Source organism: Achromobacter sp. UMC71, assembly GCF_014170305.1.
In the GTDB taxonomy this organism is placed as follows: domain Bacteria; phylum Pseudomonadota; class Gammaproteobacteria; order Burkholderiales; family Burkholderiaceae_B; genus Achromobacter.
Map to the genome: position 1 here is coordinate 21364 of NZ_LZZT01000054.1, position 15707 is coordinate 37070.

The 15707-nt window shown below is 66.1% G+C and carries 12 protein-coding genes; 4 read left to right on the top strand and 8 right to left on the bottom strand.

The features are described 5' to 3' along the window. The 7 genes from asnB to coq7 all read right to left on the bottom strand — a co-directional run bounded on the left by asnB (nucleotide 1) and on the right by coq7 (nucleotide 9441). Nucleotides 1-1932 (bottom strand): asparagine synthase (glutamine-hydrolyzing), encoded by a 1932-nt coding sequence (gene asnB / locus A9974_RS26560; RefSeq protein WP_183007165.1) that lies wholly within the window; start codon nucleotides 1930-1932, stop codon nucleotides 1-3. Nucleotides 1933-1935: 3 nt separating this feature from the next. Continuing rightward, nucleotides 1936-3066, bottom strand: coding sequence for a glycosyltransferase family 4 protein (locus A9974_RS26565; protein WP_183007166.1), 1131 nt, complete (start codon nucleotides 3064-3066; stop codon nucleotides 1936-1938). Next, on the bottom strand, nucleotides 3067-4416 hold the full coding sequence (gene murJ, locus A9974_RS26570) for a murein biosynthesis integral membrane protein MurJ (RefSeq protein ID WP_183007167.1): 1350 nt from the start codon (nucleotides 4414-4416) through the stop codon (nucleotides 3067-3069). A gap of 1 nt (nucleotide 4417) precedes the next feature. Next, complete coding sequence (locus tag A9974_RS26575) at nucleotides 4418-5443, bottom strand: SDR family oxidoreductase (RefSeq protein ID WP_183007168.1); 1026 nt, start codon at nucleotides 5441-5443, stop codon at nucleotides 4418-4420. Between the two features lie 16 nt (nucleotides 5444-5459). After that, nucleotides 5460-6737: a Vi polysaccharide biosynthesis UDP-N-acetylglucosamine C-6 dehydrogenase TviB gene (gene tviB / locus A9974_RS26580; RefSeq protein WP_183007169.1), complete on the bottom strand. Its 1278-nt coding sequence runs from the start codon at nucleotides 6735-6737 to the stop codon at nucleotides 5460-5462. Nucleotides 6738-6836: 99 nt separating this feature from the next. Continuing rightward, nucleotides 6837-7940, bottom strand: a complete 1104-nt coding sequence (locus A9974_RS26585; RefSeq protein ID WP_183007170.1) for a glycosyltransferase — start codon at nucleotides 7938-7940, stop codon at nucleotides 6837-6839. An 823-nt stretch (nucleotides 7941-8763) separates the two neighbouring features. Further along, entirely contained in the window at nucleotides 8764-9441 is a 678-nt protein-coding gene (gene coq7, locus A9974_RS26590) for a 2-polyprenyl-3-methyl-6-methoxy-1,4-benzoquinone monooxygenase (RefSeq protein ID WP_183007171.1), read from the bottom strand. A gap of 121 nt (nucleotides 9442-9562) precedes the next feature. Here coq7 and A9974_RS26595 point away from each other — a divergent pair, with 121 nt between their 5' ends. The 4 genes from A9974_RS26595 to A9974_RS26610 all read left to right on the top strand — a co-directional run bounded on the left by A9974_RS26595 (nucleotide 9563) and on the right by A9974_RS26610 (nucleotide 14041). Further along, nucleotides 9563-10006: an OsmC family protein gene (locus A9974_RS26595; RefSeq protein WP_183007172.1), complete on the top strand. Its 444-nt coding sequence runs from the start codon at nucleotides 9563-9565 to the stop codon at nucleotides 10004-10006. A gap of 50 nt (nucleotides 10007-10056) precedes the next feature. Next, nucleotides 10057-11028, top strand: coding sequence for a thymidylate synthase (locus A9974_RS26600; RefSeq protein ID WP_183007173.1), 972 nt, complete (start codon nucleotides 10057-10059; stop codon nucleotides 11026-11028). 379 nt (nucleotides 11029-11407) lie between these two features. Next, nucleotides 11408-13471, top strand: a complete 2064-nt coding sequence (locus tag A9974_RS26605) for a bifunctional diguanylate cyclase/phosphodiesterase (protein ID WP_183007174.1) — start codon at nucleotides 11408-11410, stop codon at nucleotides 13469-13471. An 84-nt stretch (nucleotides 13472-13555) separates the two neighbouring features. Beyond that, a complete protein-coding gene (locus A9974_RS26610) occupies nucleotides 13556-14041 on the top strand; it encodes a dihydrofolate reductase (RefSeq protein ID WP_183007175.1) in 486 nt (161 codons plus the stop codon). Between the two features lie 82 nt (nucleotides 14042-14123). Here A9974_RS26610 and A9974_RS26615 read toward each other — a convergent pair whose 3' ends face one another. Further along, nucleotides 14124-15542, bottom strand: coding sequence for a PLP-dependent aminotransferase family protein (locus A9974_RS26615; RefSeq protein ID WP_183007176.1), 1419 nt, complete (start codon nucleotides 15540-15542; stop codon nucleotides 14124-14126). Nucleotides 15543-15707 lie beyond the last annotated feature (165 nt).

A 15707-nucleotide genomic window follows, 5' to 3' on the forward strand; every position in this document is an offset into this window, starting at 1 on the left:
TCAGCGACTCCCAACCGTTCCTCCTTGCTCGCCACCTGCGTGGTAGCGGTCCAGCCAGGCCTGCATCATCAGCACGCCCCAAAGATGACTATCCCAATTGCGATGCCCGGACAGATGCTCGCGCCACTTGCGCAGGATCGGTTCGGGTTCGAACCAGCCTTCCTGGCGCAAGCGCGCCGGATCCAGCAGCGACTCGGCCCAGTCGCGCAACGGCCCGCGCAGCCACGCGGCCAGCGGCACGGCAAAGCCGCGCTTGGGACGGTCCACCAGCGCCTGGGGCACATGGCGGTACAGGACCTGGCGCAGCAGCCACTTGCCGGTGGCGCCGCGCACCTTGTACTGGTGCGGCAGGCTCCAGGCGAATTCGTACACGCGGTGATCGATCAGCGGCACGCGGGTTTCCAGGCTGACCGCCATGGCCGCGCGGTCCACCTTGACCAGGATATCGTCCGGCAGGTAGGTCACGGTATCGAGCTTCATCATGGACTCGAAGGTCGAGCCGCGCATCGCCTGGGCGAACTCGGAAACCGGCTCCACCCCGCCCTTGACCACGCGCGCCGGATCCGACCAGTACGAAACGAACAGCCGATAGAAATCGCCGCGGTTGTCGGCGCGCAGCAGCTCGCCCAGCTTGCCGACCTTGCCGCGCCAGGCGCCACGGCCCGGCAGGTGGGTCGACGCGCTGAGCATTGCGCCGGCGGGCGTGCGCAGCAGCGACGGAATCCGCTCGAACTTCTGCCACCAGTTATTGACGCGGAAATAACGCGAATAGCCGCCGAACAGTTCGTCGCCACCGTCGCCGGACAAGGCTACGGTGACGTGCTGGCGCGCCATGCGCGTCACCAGCGAAGTCGGGATCTGCGACGAATCGGCGAAGGGTTCGTCGTACATGTCGGCCAGCCCCGGCACCACGGCCAGCGCGTCGTCGGCCGTGACATACAGTTCGGTATGGTCGGTGCCCAGGTGCATGGCCACCGCCTTGGCGTGCTGCGCCTCGTCGTAGCCCTTTTCATGGAAACCGATGGCGAACGTGCGTACCGGCTGCGAGCTCTGGGCCTGCATCAACGACACGATGGTGGACGAATCGATGCCGCCCGACAGGAAGGCGCCCAGGCTCACGTCGGACAGCATCTGGCCGCCGACGGCCTTGGACAGCACGCCTTCCAGCGCATCGGTGGCCTGCGCATCGGACTCGAACGACAGCCGCGATTGCGCGGCGGTGTCGGCGGCCTCGCGCGCCGACCAGTACACGCGCGGCTCCGGCATGCGGCGGCTGCGGGTATCGTCGGCCGTGAACTCGATCCAGGTCCCCGGCGGCAGCTTGGCGATGCCTTCGTAGATGGATTGCGGCGCGGGGATGTAGTTGTGCCGCATGAACGACGCCAGCGCGTTGCGGTTCAGGTTGCGGCCGAACCCCGGAATCGGCATCAAGCCCTTGAGCTCCGAGGCAAACACCAGCTCGGCGCCCGAATAGCCGTAGTACAGCGGCTTTTCGCCCATGCGGTCGCGGGCCAGCACCAGCTTGCGCGATGCCCGGTCCCACAGCGCGATGGCGAACATGCCGACGGAAGCCTGCAACGTGGCTTCGATGCCCAGCGAGGTGAAACCGGCCAGCAGCGTTTCGGTGTCCGAATGGCCGCGCCAGGACGGCGCCAGGCCGGATTGCTCCAGTTGCTGACGCATGTCCATGTGGTTGTAGATCTCGCCGTTGAACACCATGACATAGCGGCCGCATGCGGACACCATGGGCTGATGGCCGGCCTCGGTCAGGTCCTGGATGGCCAGACGCACGTGCGCCAGCGCCAGCTCGGCGCCGGTGTCTTCCCAGAAGCCGTTGCTGTCCGGCCCGCGGTGGCGGATGCGGCGGCAGCTTTCGGCCAGTACTTGCGCCTTATCGCCCAGGGGGCCCCAAATTCCGACAATTCCACACATGTTCTAGGTTCTCGTGAAAAGTTCTTCCCATTGGCCCAGCACGCGCTCGGCGGAAAAACGGTCGCGCACGGCCGTGGCGGCCTCGCCCATGCGCGCACGGCCGGCCTCGTCGCCCATCACGGCGTCCAGTGCCAGGCACAACGCATCGACATCGCCGTTGGGCCGCACCAGCACGCCATCGACGCCTTCACGCACGATCTCGCGCGGCCCGGTATCGCAATCGAACGCCACCGCGGCCAGGCCGCTGGCCATGGATTCCAGCAAAGTATTGGACAAGCCCTCGAAACGCGAGGTCAGCACGTAGAGGTCGGCGCTTTGATACCAGTCGCCTACATTGCCTGCCCGCCCGGGCAGGCTGACGCGCGACTGCAAATCCGCGTCGCGCACTTGCGCCTCGAGTGCGCGGCGTTCATCGCCTTCGCCCAGAATAACCAGATCCCAGTCCGGATGCGACGGCGCCAGACGCGCGTAGGCCTGCACCAGCAGGTCAAATCCCTTGTCGGCGTGCAACCGGCCCACGGCCAGCAGGCGCTTGCGCCCGTCGCCCGAACGCGGCGCCAGCACCGGTTCGCCTTTGGGCAGGGGCCAATGCACCGGATTGGGGATCACCGCCAGCCGCGACCCCGGCACATGCTGCGCCAGCCAGTCCGCGGTACCGCGGGTCAGGGCCACCACCCGCGCCGCGCGCGGATAGGTCAGGCGGCGCAGGCGCTGCCACAAGCCGGACAGGGTCTGCGACGGCGGATGCGTGTGTTCGGTGGCGATGACCCGGCACGACAGCCCGGTCGAAGCCAGCACCGACAGCACCGAAGCAGTGGTCATCATGCCCAGCACGATATCCGGCCGGAACGCCTTGATCACGCGGCGCAGCGCGCGCACGCGCTGCACATTGCTCCAGATACCGCGCAGGCCGCCGCCCTCGCCGGCCGTGTGCAGCACTTCGCGGCGCACGGCGGGATGCAGGGTGTAGACGTCGCCATCGGCGCTGGCCTGCGTCACAACCATCACTTCGCGGCCCATGCCAGCCCAATGCGCGCTCAGGTCGGCGGCAACCCGTTCGGCGCCCCCGCCATGCAGCGAATGGATGAACAGCAGCACGCGTAGCGGGCGGACGGAGTCGGCAGCAGCAGGCATTCAATCGGCCTTGGGAGGTTCAGCGCGGCGCAGGGCCACCACCAGATAGCAGGCATAGGACAGCAGGTACATCAGGCTGGTCGCCAGCATGATGCCGGCCGCGCCCATCTTGGGGGCCAGCACCATATTGAGTCCGGCTTTCAGCGCGAAATTGCCCACCGCGATGGCGGACATGATGCGATAGCGGTTCTGGCTGGCCAGCAACTGCACCAGGATCAGCACCCCGAAATAGAACGGCAACTGCAACAGCCCCCAGCGCAACACGTGCGCGACGGCCTCGGTATTTTCGGCGGTGAACGCGCCACGCTGGAACAGCACCGAAACGCCCCACGGCGCCAGCAGCCATCCCACCGCCACGGCCGCCGCGCCGGCAACCACCATCAGCATCGACCACTTCAAGGCCATGGCGCGGGCGCGCGCCGTATCGCCGCGCGCCTGCACATCGGCCAGCACCGGCAGGGCGGCACGCCCCACCGACACCGCGCCGATGCCCAGCACCAGCGATAGCAGCCGGCTGGCGTAGCCCAGCGTGGCGTTGGCATTGGCACCCAGGTTGGCAGCCGCGTATTGGTCCAGCGGACCGACAAAGCTCATGGCCACCTGGCCGATCAGCATCACGCCCGCCGCGCTCATCAGCTCGGGCCAGTGCGGTGAGCGGAACGTCAGCCGCGGCGCGCCCCAGAAGCCGCCATCGGCGCGCGCGGCCAGCCAGGCCAGCCACACCGTCTGGACCGCATAGCCCACCAGGGTGCCCCACAGCAGCGGGCCGACGCCGTCGGCGCTGGCCGCCAGCATGACCCAGGCCAGCGTCGCCACCGCCGGGACGCTATCGAGCAGCGTATTGACGTGGCGTTCGTGCGAGCGCAGCCGCGCGGCGCTGATGCCGGCCACCAGCAGCAGGGCCGACACCGGCGCAAAGGCAACCAGCAGGTCGCCGGTCATGCCGCCGACGCGGGCCGGCAAGCCCTGCCCCAGCCCGCTCAGCACATGCGGCCAGGCGAACCACGTCAGCAGCGCCAGCGCAATGCCGGCCGCGGCGACCCAGCCTTGCAGCTCGCGGATGAATTGTTCTCTTTCGGTATCTTCGGCGCGGCGCAGGCGCACCAGCACCGGAATCAGCACCACCGACAACACGCCCACGATCGTGACCGGCAGCCAGGTGGCCATGGTCATCGTGAACTGGTAGGCGTCCACCGCATCGCTGACGCCGTAGCGGTAGGCCACCGCCATTTCCTTGACGGCGCCGGCGGCCTTGCCCAACAGCAGAAACACCGCCACCCGGAACGCGCCTTTGAAAATGCGCTGATGATCCGGGTGGATGGTGCCGAGTTTTCGGATGAGTGCTTTCAAATCAACGCAGGAATTGCGTGTACCAGGGCATCGCCACTTCCAGGCCCTGCAGCACGGTGTGCGTGGGCTGATAACCCAGCAACCGGCCGCCCTTGCTGACGTCCGCCTGTGAATGACGCACGTCGCCCGCGCGGAAGTCGGCGTAGACCGGCTTCTTGTCGTAGGCGACGTTTTGCTTGCCCAGGGCCTGCACCAGGAAACCGAACAGGTCGTTCAGGGTGCTGCGGCCGCTAACCGCCACGTTGTAGACCTGGTTGCGGGCCTCGGGCGACGCCATAGCGGCCAGGATGTTGGCCTGCACCGCGTTGTCCACAAAGCAGAAATCGCGGCTGGTCTCGCCGTCGCCGTTGATGGTGACGTCTTCGCCCTTGATCATGGCGGCCGTCCATTTCGGGATCACCGCGGCGTAGGCGCCGTCCGGATCCTGGCGCTTGCCGAACACGTTGAAGTAACGCAGGCCCACGGTTTCAAAACCGTAGGACCGCGCGAACACGTCGGCGTACAGTTCGTTGACGAACTTGGTCACCGCGTAGGGCGACAGCGGCTTGCCGATGTTTTCTTCGACCTTGGGCAGCGCCGGATGGTCGCCATAGGTCGAGCTCGAAGCCGCATACACGAACGACTTCACCTGGGCATCGCGTGCCGCCACCAGCATGTTCAGAAAGCCGCCGATGTTCACCTCGTTGGTGGTGATCGGGTCTTTCAGCGAGCGGGGCACGGATCCCAGCGCAGCCTGATGCAGCACGAAGTCCACGCCTTGAACCGCGCGACGGCAAGCGTCCAGATCGCGGATATCGCCTTCGATGAAGGTCAGGCGCGCCCATTGCTCGGGCGTGACCGAAGCCTTCACTTCATCCAGATTCCGCTGGTGGCCCGTCGCGAAGTTGTCCAGGCCAGTGACGGTCTGGTTCAGCTTGAGCAAGGCTTCCAGCAAGTTCGAGCCGATGAAGCCGGCGCAGCCGGTCACCAGCCACTTGCGCGGGGCCGCGGAGAGTTCCTGGGTAACGGTCTCAAAGCGTGTCGTCATGCCACTTCCTCCTTCTTTACAAACGCAGATCGGATTCGGCGGGCGACAACACGTACTTCAAGTCATAAAGAATGTGTTCCGGCTTGCCCAGCTTGCGGATGCCGGCCGCGCCCATGTCGGCGAACTGGTGGTGCGCCACGCCCAGGATCACGGCGTCGTACTTGCCTTCCTCGAGCTTGGCGACCGGCGTGATGCCGTATTCGTGCACGGCTTCCTCGGGGTCGACCCACGGGTCGTACACGTCGACGGCCACGTTGTAGTCGCCCAGTTCCTTGACGATATCCACGATGCGCGTGTTGCGCAGATCGGGGCAGTTTTCCTTGAAGGCCAGGCCCATGACCAGCACGCGCGCGCCCTGAACGTGGATGCGGCGCTTGGTCATCGCCTTGACCAGCTGCGACACCACATAGCCGCCCATCGAGTCGTTCAGGCGGCGGCCCGCCAGGATGATCTCGGGGTGGTAACCGATGGATTGCGCCTTGTGGGTCAGGTAGTACGGATCCACGCCGATGCAGTGGCCGCCCACCAGGCCCGGACGGAACGGCAGGAAGTTCCACTTGGTGCCGGCCGCTTGCAGCACGGCCTCGGTGTCGATGCCCATCTTGTTGAAGATCAGGGCCAGTTCGTTGATCAGCGCGATGTTGACGTCACGCTGGGTGTTCTCGATCACCTTGGCGGCTTCGGCCACGCGGATGCTGGACGCCTTGTGCGTGCCGGCGGTGATGATCTGCTTGTACAGCTGGTCGACCAGTTCGGCCACTTCGGGCGTGGAACCGGAGGTGACCTTCTTGATCGTGCTGACGCGGTGAGCCTTGTCGCCCGGGTTGATGCGCTCGGGGCTGTAGCCTGCGTAGAAGTCGACGTTGAACTTCAGGCCCGACACACGCTCGAGCACCGGCACGCAGTCTTCTTCGGTGGCGCCGGGGTAGACGGTCGATTCGTAGATGACGATGTCGCCGCGCTTGAGCACCGCGCCGATGGTTTCGCTGGCCTTCACCAGCGGGGTCAGGTCGGGCTGCTTGTATTCGTCGATGGGCGTGGGCACCGTGACGACGAACACGTTGGCCTGGCCCAGTTCGGCGCGATCGGCGGTGTAGGTCAACTGCTTGGCTTCCGCCAATTCGGCGTCGCTGACTTCCAGCGTGTGGTCATGTCCGGCCTTCAGGGCATCGATGCGGCGCGTATTGATGTCGAAACCAATGACGGACCGCTTCTTTCCGAATTCAACCGCCAGGGGCAGGCCAACGTAACCCAGCCCAACGATGGCAAGCTTCACATCCTGAATACGCAACATAACTCTCCCTTAGCCATAAAAAAAAACGGCAATGTAAATACGATAAATCTAGGTGATGGATAACCGAGCCCCCGGCGGCTGCCGCCGGGGCACTCAAAACTAATCGGCCCGCAACACGGAAGGCAGCAACAGCCACCCCGGACGACGCCAGGACACCAGCCGCGCGTACAGCCAGATGTAGACGCTGGCGAACACCACCAGGCTGGCGCTCAACGCCCAGGCGTTATCCCACCAGATGGTGGCAGGCACCAGGCCGATCAGGGCCAGCACCCACATGTAGGGCGACGCCAGCGCATTGCACAGCGCCGGCACCGCATGGCGGCGGCCGCGGCTGAAAGTCACGCGCACCAGGCGGCGGAAGACCAGTTGGTGCAAGTGCAAGGCATCCGGCTGGTCCACCGGCACGCCGCGCTTGAAGCGGCGGCGCCAGATGGAGAATCCGGTTTCGAATACGGGATAGAACAGCACGGCCAACGCGTAGAACGGCGACACCGAGGGGTTGCGCACCACCAGCAGCACGGCCAGTTCGGCCAGCATGAAGCCCAGGAAATACGCCCCGCCGTCGCCCAGGAAGACGCGGCCGAACGGGAAGTTCCAGACCAGGAAACCGAGTGTGGCCGATGCCAGCGCCGCCGAGATCAGGAAGATGGGCACGTCGCCGACCTGCAGCGCGACCAGGCTGATGGAGATCGCCATCAAGGTGGCGACCATGCCGGCCAGACCGTTCATGCCGTCGACGATGTTCAGGGCATGGGTACAGCCGCCCACGGCAAACATGGTGAAGATCAGCGATACCGGCCAATACGACAGCACGTAATCCACCGGCGCCATGCCGACGCGGCTGACGCCGCCCAGCAGCCACCAGGCGATCGCGGCGGACAGGAAGGCCGCCAGCAGGCGCTTGCTCGCGCCGATATCCTTGGTGATGTCCTCGAGCAGGCCCGCCACGAACACCGGCAGCGCCGAGACGAACAGGGCCGGCCACAACCACGTCAGGGTCATGTTGTCGGGCCCGAGCACCAGCAGGCCGAGGAGCGTACCGGCAAGCACGGCCAAGCCGCCCACGCGAGGCGTGGCGCGCGAATGGTTCGCTTGCGGTTTATTGAGGTCGCTGTCGCCGGTGAAGGCGCCATGCCAACGCTCCGACGCCACGATGAGTCCGCCCACCATGAACGCGACCACGCATATATACAGCCAGGTCACAAGGTCACCTTCGGTTGGTCTATCGAGACAGGCCCGCCATTATCAGCGGCAGGTGTAACGCCCATATATGGGAGGAATAAGGAAGTGCAATGCACCGGGACAGAACGTAACACCGGGCATCGAGGCCTGCGCGCGCGTTTGTCGCCCCGGTTGGCGGCGGTTATTGCGGCGCGGCGTTGGACGCGCGGAAATACGGATTTCATGGATTAATTGTAGAGCTTTCCGCCTCGGCGCACGCGAAATATCCAAGGGAAAACGCCAAGTCGATTACAGGCGAATACGCGGTCGACAAAGCAGCTTGCGGCGAGCTTGAGCGCCCGATATCCCCAACAAATAGGGACACATTGATTTGACTTAAAAAAAAGCCCGAGATCGTAAGATCTCGGGCTAAATCCACCAAAGGAGGAGGGTGGAGGAGACAACCGTGGCATGTTGGGAGCAGCCCGTGGGCTTTTGCTCGCTGCGCTGTCGGGGTTTGGCGTTTTGCCTTGCTACCGCGCCGACTGCGTTTCAACATCCGATGAGATGCATAGTATCGGTTTTTTTTGTGCGATGCAAGATTTTTTTTAAGCGCTGCCCGGCGGGTCTACGCGCGTTGCATTTTTGCCGCAACTCGGGCACCAACCGCCTGGAAAGCCGCAGCCAGCAATGACCTTGGAAAATGCCGGGTTTTTGCCGAAGGGGTTAACCCCTTGCGGACTTACCCTAGCGGCTGCCGGGTAATCCCGCCCTATGATTTGCACCAGGAAGGTGCATCCGGCACCAATATGCGGCAATTTTTGCGCATTGCAACATTTGCCTTCCCCGCCTCGAGGCAGCGCGCTCAGATCCAGTAGGCCGTGGTGGTCATGACCTTGGACATCGCCCGCATGGCGGTCTTGACCGGGCCAGGCAGCGGCACGCCGCCGGCCGCCTCGGCGCTGGCGCGGTGCTGCGCCTCGTCTTCCTTCATCTTCTGCACGATCTGGCGCGAACGGGCGTCCTGCTCCGGCAAGGTGCGCAGGTGCCCGTCCAGGTGCGCCTCGACCTGTCTTTCGGTTTCGGCCATGAAGCCCAGGTTGCGCGGCACCCCCGCGTAGCTGGCCAGCACGCCCAGTGCGAACGACCCGGCGTACCAGACCGGATTGAGCAGGCTGGGCCGGCTGCCCAGCTCGGTCAGCCGCTGGTTGCACCACACCAGGTGGTCGACCTCTTCGCCCGCGGCCTCGAGCAGCAGCGCGCGCGGACCGGGTTCGCGGCACGCAGCCGCCTGTCCGCGGTACAGGGCCTGGGCGCAGACCTCGCCCACGTGATTGACCCGCATCAGCCCCGCCGCATGACGTTTCTCCTGCACGGACAGGGTGTCTGGCGCCTCGTCCGCGGTGGCCGGATTGGGCCGGCCGGCGCTGGCGCTGCCGGACAGCACCCGCAATGCGCGGTCGGCTTCGGCCAGCAAGGCATCCAGCGGGCTGGCCCGACGCAGGAAAGAAGCGGGGCCGGATTGGAACAGGGCGGTGGACATGGACAACTCCTGGAATTGAGGCGCGCACACCCCTGACGCGGGGCGGGGCTCTCGTGCCTGGAATTGTACGCAACGGGTATCATCAGCCATTGACTGCGCTCAAGCACAAGGACACTGACAAATGGAATGCACGATCGACTGGGGCGGCCCCAACGGCATGCTCTTTACCGCCAGCACCGGCAGCGGCCACGTCGCGGTGATGGACGGCGCGGTGGACGGCGGCGGCCATAACCTGGCGCCCCGCCCCATGGAAATGCTGCTGGCCGGCACCGGCGGCTGCACCGCCTATGATGTGGTGCTGATCCTCAAGCGCGGCCGCCACGCCGTGAGCGGTTGCAGCGTCAAGCTGCAGGCCGACCGTGCCGACGTCGACCCCAAGGTGTTCACCCGCATCCATTTCGCTTTCACCGTCACCGGCCGCAACCTGCCGCGCGCCGCCGTCGAGCGCGCGGTGCAGCTGTCGCACGAAAAATACTGCTCGGCCTCGGCCATGCTGGAAAAGACCGCCGAACTGACGTTCTCGGTCGACATCGTCGACACCCAGGAAGCCCCCGCCACGGCCTGACGCGACCGGGCCCCGCTTGGCGCCCACTCTGTTTTTTTGATTCTGTACCCATGAAACAATACCTGGACCTCGTTCAATCCATCCTGGACACCGGCGCGTGGCAGGAAAACCGGACGGGCATACGCACGCTGAGCATGCCGGGCGCCTCGCTGCGCTTCGACCTGCAGCAGGGCTTTCCGGCCGTCACCACCAAGAAGCTGGCCTTCAAGTCCGCCATCGGCGAAATGGTCGGTTTCCTGCGCGCCTCGCGCAGCGCCGCCGAATTCCGCGAACTGGGGTGCAAGGTCTGGGACCAGAACGCCAACGAAAACAGCCAGTGGCTGGCCAACCCCTACCGCGAAGGCCCCGATGACCTGGGCCCGGTCTATGGCGTGCAATGGCGCCAATGGCCGGCCTACAAGGTCCTGGATGCCCGCCGCGAGGGGCAGATCGCCGACGCGCTGACGCGTGGCTACACCAAGGTCGCCGACCTGCAAGAAGACGGCGCCCCCAAGGTGCTGCTGTACAAGGCGGTCGATCAGCTGCGCCAGTGCCTGGACGCCATCCACGAACGCCCGGGCGATCGCCGCATCCTGTTCCACGGCTGGAACTGGGCGCAGATCGAGGAAATGGCGCTGCCGCCCTGCCATCTGCTCTACCAGTTCCTGCCGAACGCGACCACGCGCGAAATCTCCCTGTGCCTGTACATCCGCTCGAACGATGTCGGGCTGGGCACGCCGTTCAATCTGACCGAAGGCGCGGCGCTGCTGCACCTGGTCGGCAGGCTGACCGGCTACAAGCCGCGCTGGTTCACCTACTTCATCGGCGATGCCCACATCTACGAGAACCATCTGCCGATGCTGCGCGAACAGCTGACGCGCACGCCGTATGAAGCGCCCCAGCTCGTGCTTTCCGACCGCATCCCCGATTTCGCCCAGACCGGCCGCTACGAGCCCGAGTGGCTCGAAAAGGTGGAGCCGGGCGATTTTTCGCTGGCCGGCTATACCCACCACGCCCCTCTCACCGCTCCGATGGCCGTTTAAGACCGTGGCGGTTCCGCCCGTTGGCGGCCGCCCGCCATGCCGGGGCGCGCAGGTGAAGATTGGTGAGCTTCTGGAAGCGCGTTTTCGGTATAACCCATCCCTTAGCCTCGGACGCGCGCCCAGCAAGTCGCGCGCGCCGTTGCTTCCGACCGGCCCATGCCGCGCCGTGCCTGCCGCTCGCCGCGAAACCGGGCACCTCGCCCGGCCTTGCCGGCCGCCTGCACCGCAGCGCCGCACCCCCCATCCAGACAAGAGAGTACGTGAATCGCCAGCGTCGACAGCAGGACCCCCTTGCGGCCCACTTGCAACTGTTGACTACTAATTGATTTGAATTGAGGCCGGCGCGGCGGCTGTATGCGCTCAGGACAGGACCCCAAAAATGCTCGTTGGAACATATAACCCTTCGCTCGTCCTCGTATCCCTAGGGGTCGCCATCCTGGCGTCATACACGGCGCTGGGCATGGCCAACCGCGTCAGGGCTGCGAACGGACTGCCGGCGGCGCGTTACTGGCTGGGCGGCGGCGCGCTCGCGATGGGCATCGGCATCTGGTCCATGCATTTCGTCGGCATGCTGGCGTTCAGCCTGCCGATCCCCATGGGCTACGACCTGCCGATGACCGTGCTGTCGCTGGCGATCGCGATCGGCTGCTCGGCGTTCGCCCTGTGGACCGTCTGCAAGGACGAATTGCCCTGGGGCCGGCTGGTCGCGGGCGCCCTGCTGATGGGCGCGGGTATCGCGTCCATGCACTATATCGGCATGGCCGCCATGCGGATGACGCCGGGCATTGCCTACGACCCGGTCTGGTTCGCCCTGTCCATCCTCATCGCCGTGGCCGCCTCGGGCGCCGCGCTCTGGATCACCTACCGCCTGCGGCATGACGGGCCGCGCGTGGCGCTGTCGCGGCCCTTGGCAGCCGTAGTCATGGGCGCCGCCATCGTCGGCATGCATTACACCGGCATGGAAGCCGCCAGTTTCCCGGCAGGCAGCATCTGCATGGCGGCCGACGGCGGCATCTCAGCCGGCTGGCTGGCCATTGCCGTGACCGCCGTGACCTTGAGCGTGCTGGCCATCGCCCTGGTGGTGGCCGTGCTGGACAACCGCCTGGAAGCGCGCACCTCGGCCCTGGCCTCGTCGCTGGCCGAAGCCAATGAAGAGCTGGTGCAACTGGCGCTGCACGACACGCTGACCAAGCTGCCCAACCGCATCCTGCTGGAAGACCGGCTGGAGCAGGCGATTGAAAGCGCCAGCCGCCGCAAGGGCTATTTCGCGGTGCTGTTCTTCGACCTGGACGGCTTCAAGGCGGTCAACGACGCCTACGGCCACCATACCGGCGATGCCTTGCTGATCGACCTGGCCCAGCGCATCCGCCAGACCCTGCGCACGCAAGACACCGTGGCGCGCCTGGGTGGCGATGAGTTCATCGTGCTCAGCGAAGTGGTGGAGCCGACCGACGCGGCCAACGTGGCGGACCGCCTGATCGAGGCGATCGCGCGGCCCGTGATGGTGTATGGCCACGAAGTGCTGGTGACCTCCAGCGTGGGCATCGCCATCTACCCCAACGACGGCGAAGACACCCACGCGCTGCTGACCAACGCCGACGCCGCGATGTACCACGCCAAGCGCCTGGGCGGCACGGGCTACAGCTTCTTCGAGCCGTCCATGAACGCCGATGCCCACGAACAGATCGAGCTGCTGCACGATTTGCGCCTGGCGCAGGAGCGCGACCAGTTCGTGCTGCATTACCAACCCAAATACGAGGCCCCGGCCGGCCCCATCATGGGCGCCGAGGCGCTGCTGCGCTGGAACCACCCGACGCGCGGCCTGGTGGGCCCGGACCAGTTCATCCCCACGGCGGAAAAAACCGGGCTGATCCTGTCCATCGGCGAATGGGTCATCAACGAAGCCTGCCGCCAGATGCGCGAGTGGATCAACGCGGGCCAGGGCCACTGGACCATCGCCGTGAATATCTCGGCGCTGCAGTTCGCTCATGCCGGCCTGATCGAAACCGTGCGCAGCGCGCTGGCGCGGTACGACGTGCCGCCCGCCTGCCTGACGCTCGAAGTGACCGAATCGACCGCCATGCGCGACGCCGAAGCCAGCCTGACCGTGCTCAAGCGCCTGTCGGGGTTGGGCGTGACCATCTCCATCGACGATTTTGGCACCGGCTATTCCAGCTTGCTCTACCTGAAGCGGCTGCCCGCCACCGAACTGAAGATCGACCGCGGCTTCGTCAACCAGCTGGAAAACGACAATGAAGACGCCGCCATCGTCTCGGCCATCGTCGCGCTGGCCCAGCAACTGAACCTGCGTATCGTGGCAGAAGGCGTGGAAACGGCGGCGCAGCAGAAATTCCTGACCGGCCTGGGCTGCGACTCGTTGCAAGGCTTCCTGCTCGGCAGGCCGATGCCGGCCAACGAATTCCTGGAACACGCCGCGGGCTGAGTTTTAGGGGGCTGCCCCAAAATTTGCTACGCTTGGGGGCTTCCCGCCGGCCCCGCCGGCCGACCTTTCCTAGCCCCTGCCCGCATGTCCGCCAGCCTGACCCTGATCGTCGCCTATTCCACCAACCGCACCATCGGGCGCGACAACGCCCTGCCCTGGAAACTGCCCGGCGATCTGGCGCATTTCAAGCGCAGCACGCTGGGGCATCCCATTATCATGGGCCGCAAGACCTGGGATTCGCTGGGGCGCCCCCTGCCCGGCCGCAGCAATATCGTCATCAGCCGCAACCCGGCCTTCAACGCCTCCGGCGCCACGCTCGTGCCCACGCTGGAAGCGGCCATCGCCGCCTGCGGCGACAGCGCCGAGGCCTTTGTCATCGGCGGCGCGCAGATCTATGCGCAGGCGCTGCCGCTAGCCAGCCGTATCCTGGCCACCGAAGTCCATGCCGAGGTCGAGGGCGACGCCTTCTTCCCGCTGCTGCCCGGTTTCCAGTGGAAGGAAACCGCGCGCGAACCGCAGGCCGCCGAAAACGGCTACGCCTACGACTTCGTCACCTACGAACGCGCCTGACCGCGAACACGGGCCGGCCGCCAGGCCCGCTATGGCGCGGGCGCGCAACCGCCTCCCCTGAAGCAAGAAAGCAGACGCAGCACTAGGCCGCGCCCGCGTTGCGCATGAAGCGCCACAGCGCGGGCGCTTCGGAATACGCCACGTTAAAGCGCACCCACGGCGTATCGGCTTCGTCCGCCTCGAAGTACGACCCGGGCGCCAGCCAGATGCCGTCTTTCAAGGCCAGTTCGGCCAGGCCGTTGGCGCCGCGTTCGCGCCACTGCCCGGCGACTTTCGCCCACAGGAACAGGCCGGCCTGGGGCCGCGCGTAGACCTCGAAACCATGTTGCGCCATCTGCCCGGCCACGGTGGCATGCGCCTGGGTCAGGCGCTCGCGCGTGCGTTCGATGTGGGCGCGGTAACGGCCTTCGCGGATGACCTGGTGGACGATGCGTTCCATGATTTCCGGCGACGTCAGGCCCACCGCCATCTTGGTGCGCGCGATATCGCGGGTCAGGTCACGATGCGCCACCACATAGCCCACCCGCACGGACGGACTGATGGCCTTGGAATAGCCGCCCAGGTAGACCACCCGCCGTCCGCCATCCAGCGCGGCCAGCATCGGCGTGACCCCCGGCGCCAGCTCGCGCGAGATGTCGTCTTCCACCACCCAGAGCCCGTGACGTTCGGCCAGTTGCAGAATGCGGAAGGCATTGGCCATGCTGATGCTGGCGCCCGACGGATTCTGCAAGGCGGTATTGATGAACAGCGCCCGCGGCCGGTGCTGCGTGGCCGCCCGCTCGAGCGCGTCGCAGTCCAGGCCGTCCAGCGTGCGCGCCACCGGCACTACGCGCAGGCCCGCCAGCCGCAGCAGCTGCAGCAGATTGGCATAGGCCGGCTGCTCGACCAGCACGGTATCGCCCGGCCGCAGCAGCGTGCGGATCACCATGTCCAGCCCATGGGTCACGCCCTGCGTCAGCAGCACCTGCGAGACCTCGACCTCCATGCCCTGCGCGCTGAGGGTGGCGGCAATGGTTTCGCGTAGCGGCGCATAGCCATAAGGATGGCCGTAGTGGGCGATGCGCATGGCCGGCACCCGGCCCATGTGGCGCAGCGCCATGTGCAACCCTTCTTCATTGAGCCATTCGCCCGGCAGCCAGCCGCAGCCCGACTTGATGGGGATGGAATGGTCCGCGAAGATGTCCGACAGCAGCCAGCCGGCGTTCAAGCGGGGCGGCTCCCAGGATTGGGGTTCACCGCGGCGCGCGGGCGCGTCGGGCTGGGCCACCCGATAACCCGCGCCGGGCCGGGCGGCCAGCCAGCCCAGCGACACCAGGCGGCTGTAGGCGCTGGCCACGGTGAACGTGCTGACGTCGTGCTGGCGCGCGAACTCGCGCACCGAGGGTAGGGGCATACCCGGACGTAGCACCTGCACCTCGATGCCGCGCAGGATGGCCGCCACCAGTTGATCCACCAGCGTTGGCGCTTGGCCACGGGCGCGCACGGGTTGGAAGTCGATCACGGCGAAGCAGTTATCTGTACAGTTGTCATGCCAGCAACTATACAGTTAGCCCGGTTTGCGTGGATTGTATATTTTCAATCCGCGCGGGACGCACCAGAATCAATCGCATCCGCTGGCTGCCCGTCCGAAACCTGGGTAGATCCGGCGCCTGTCACCCCCTGGAGC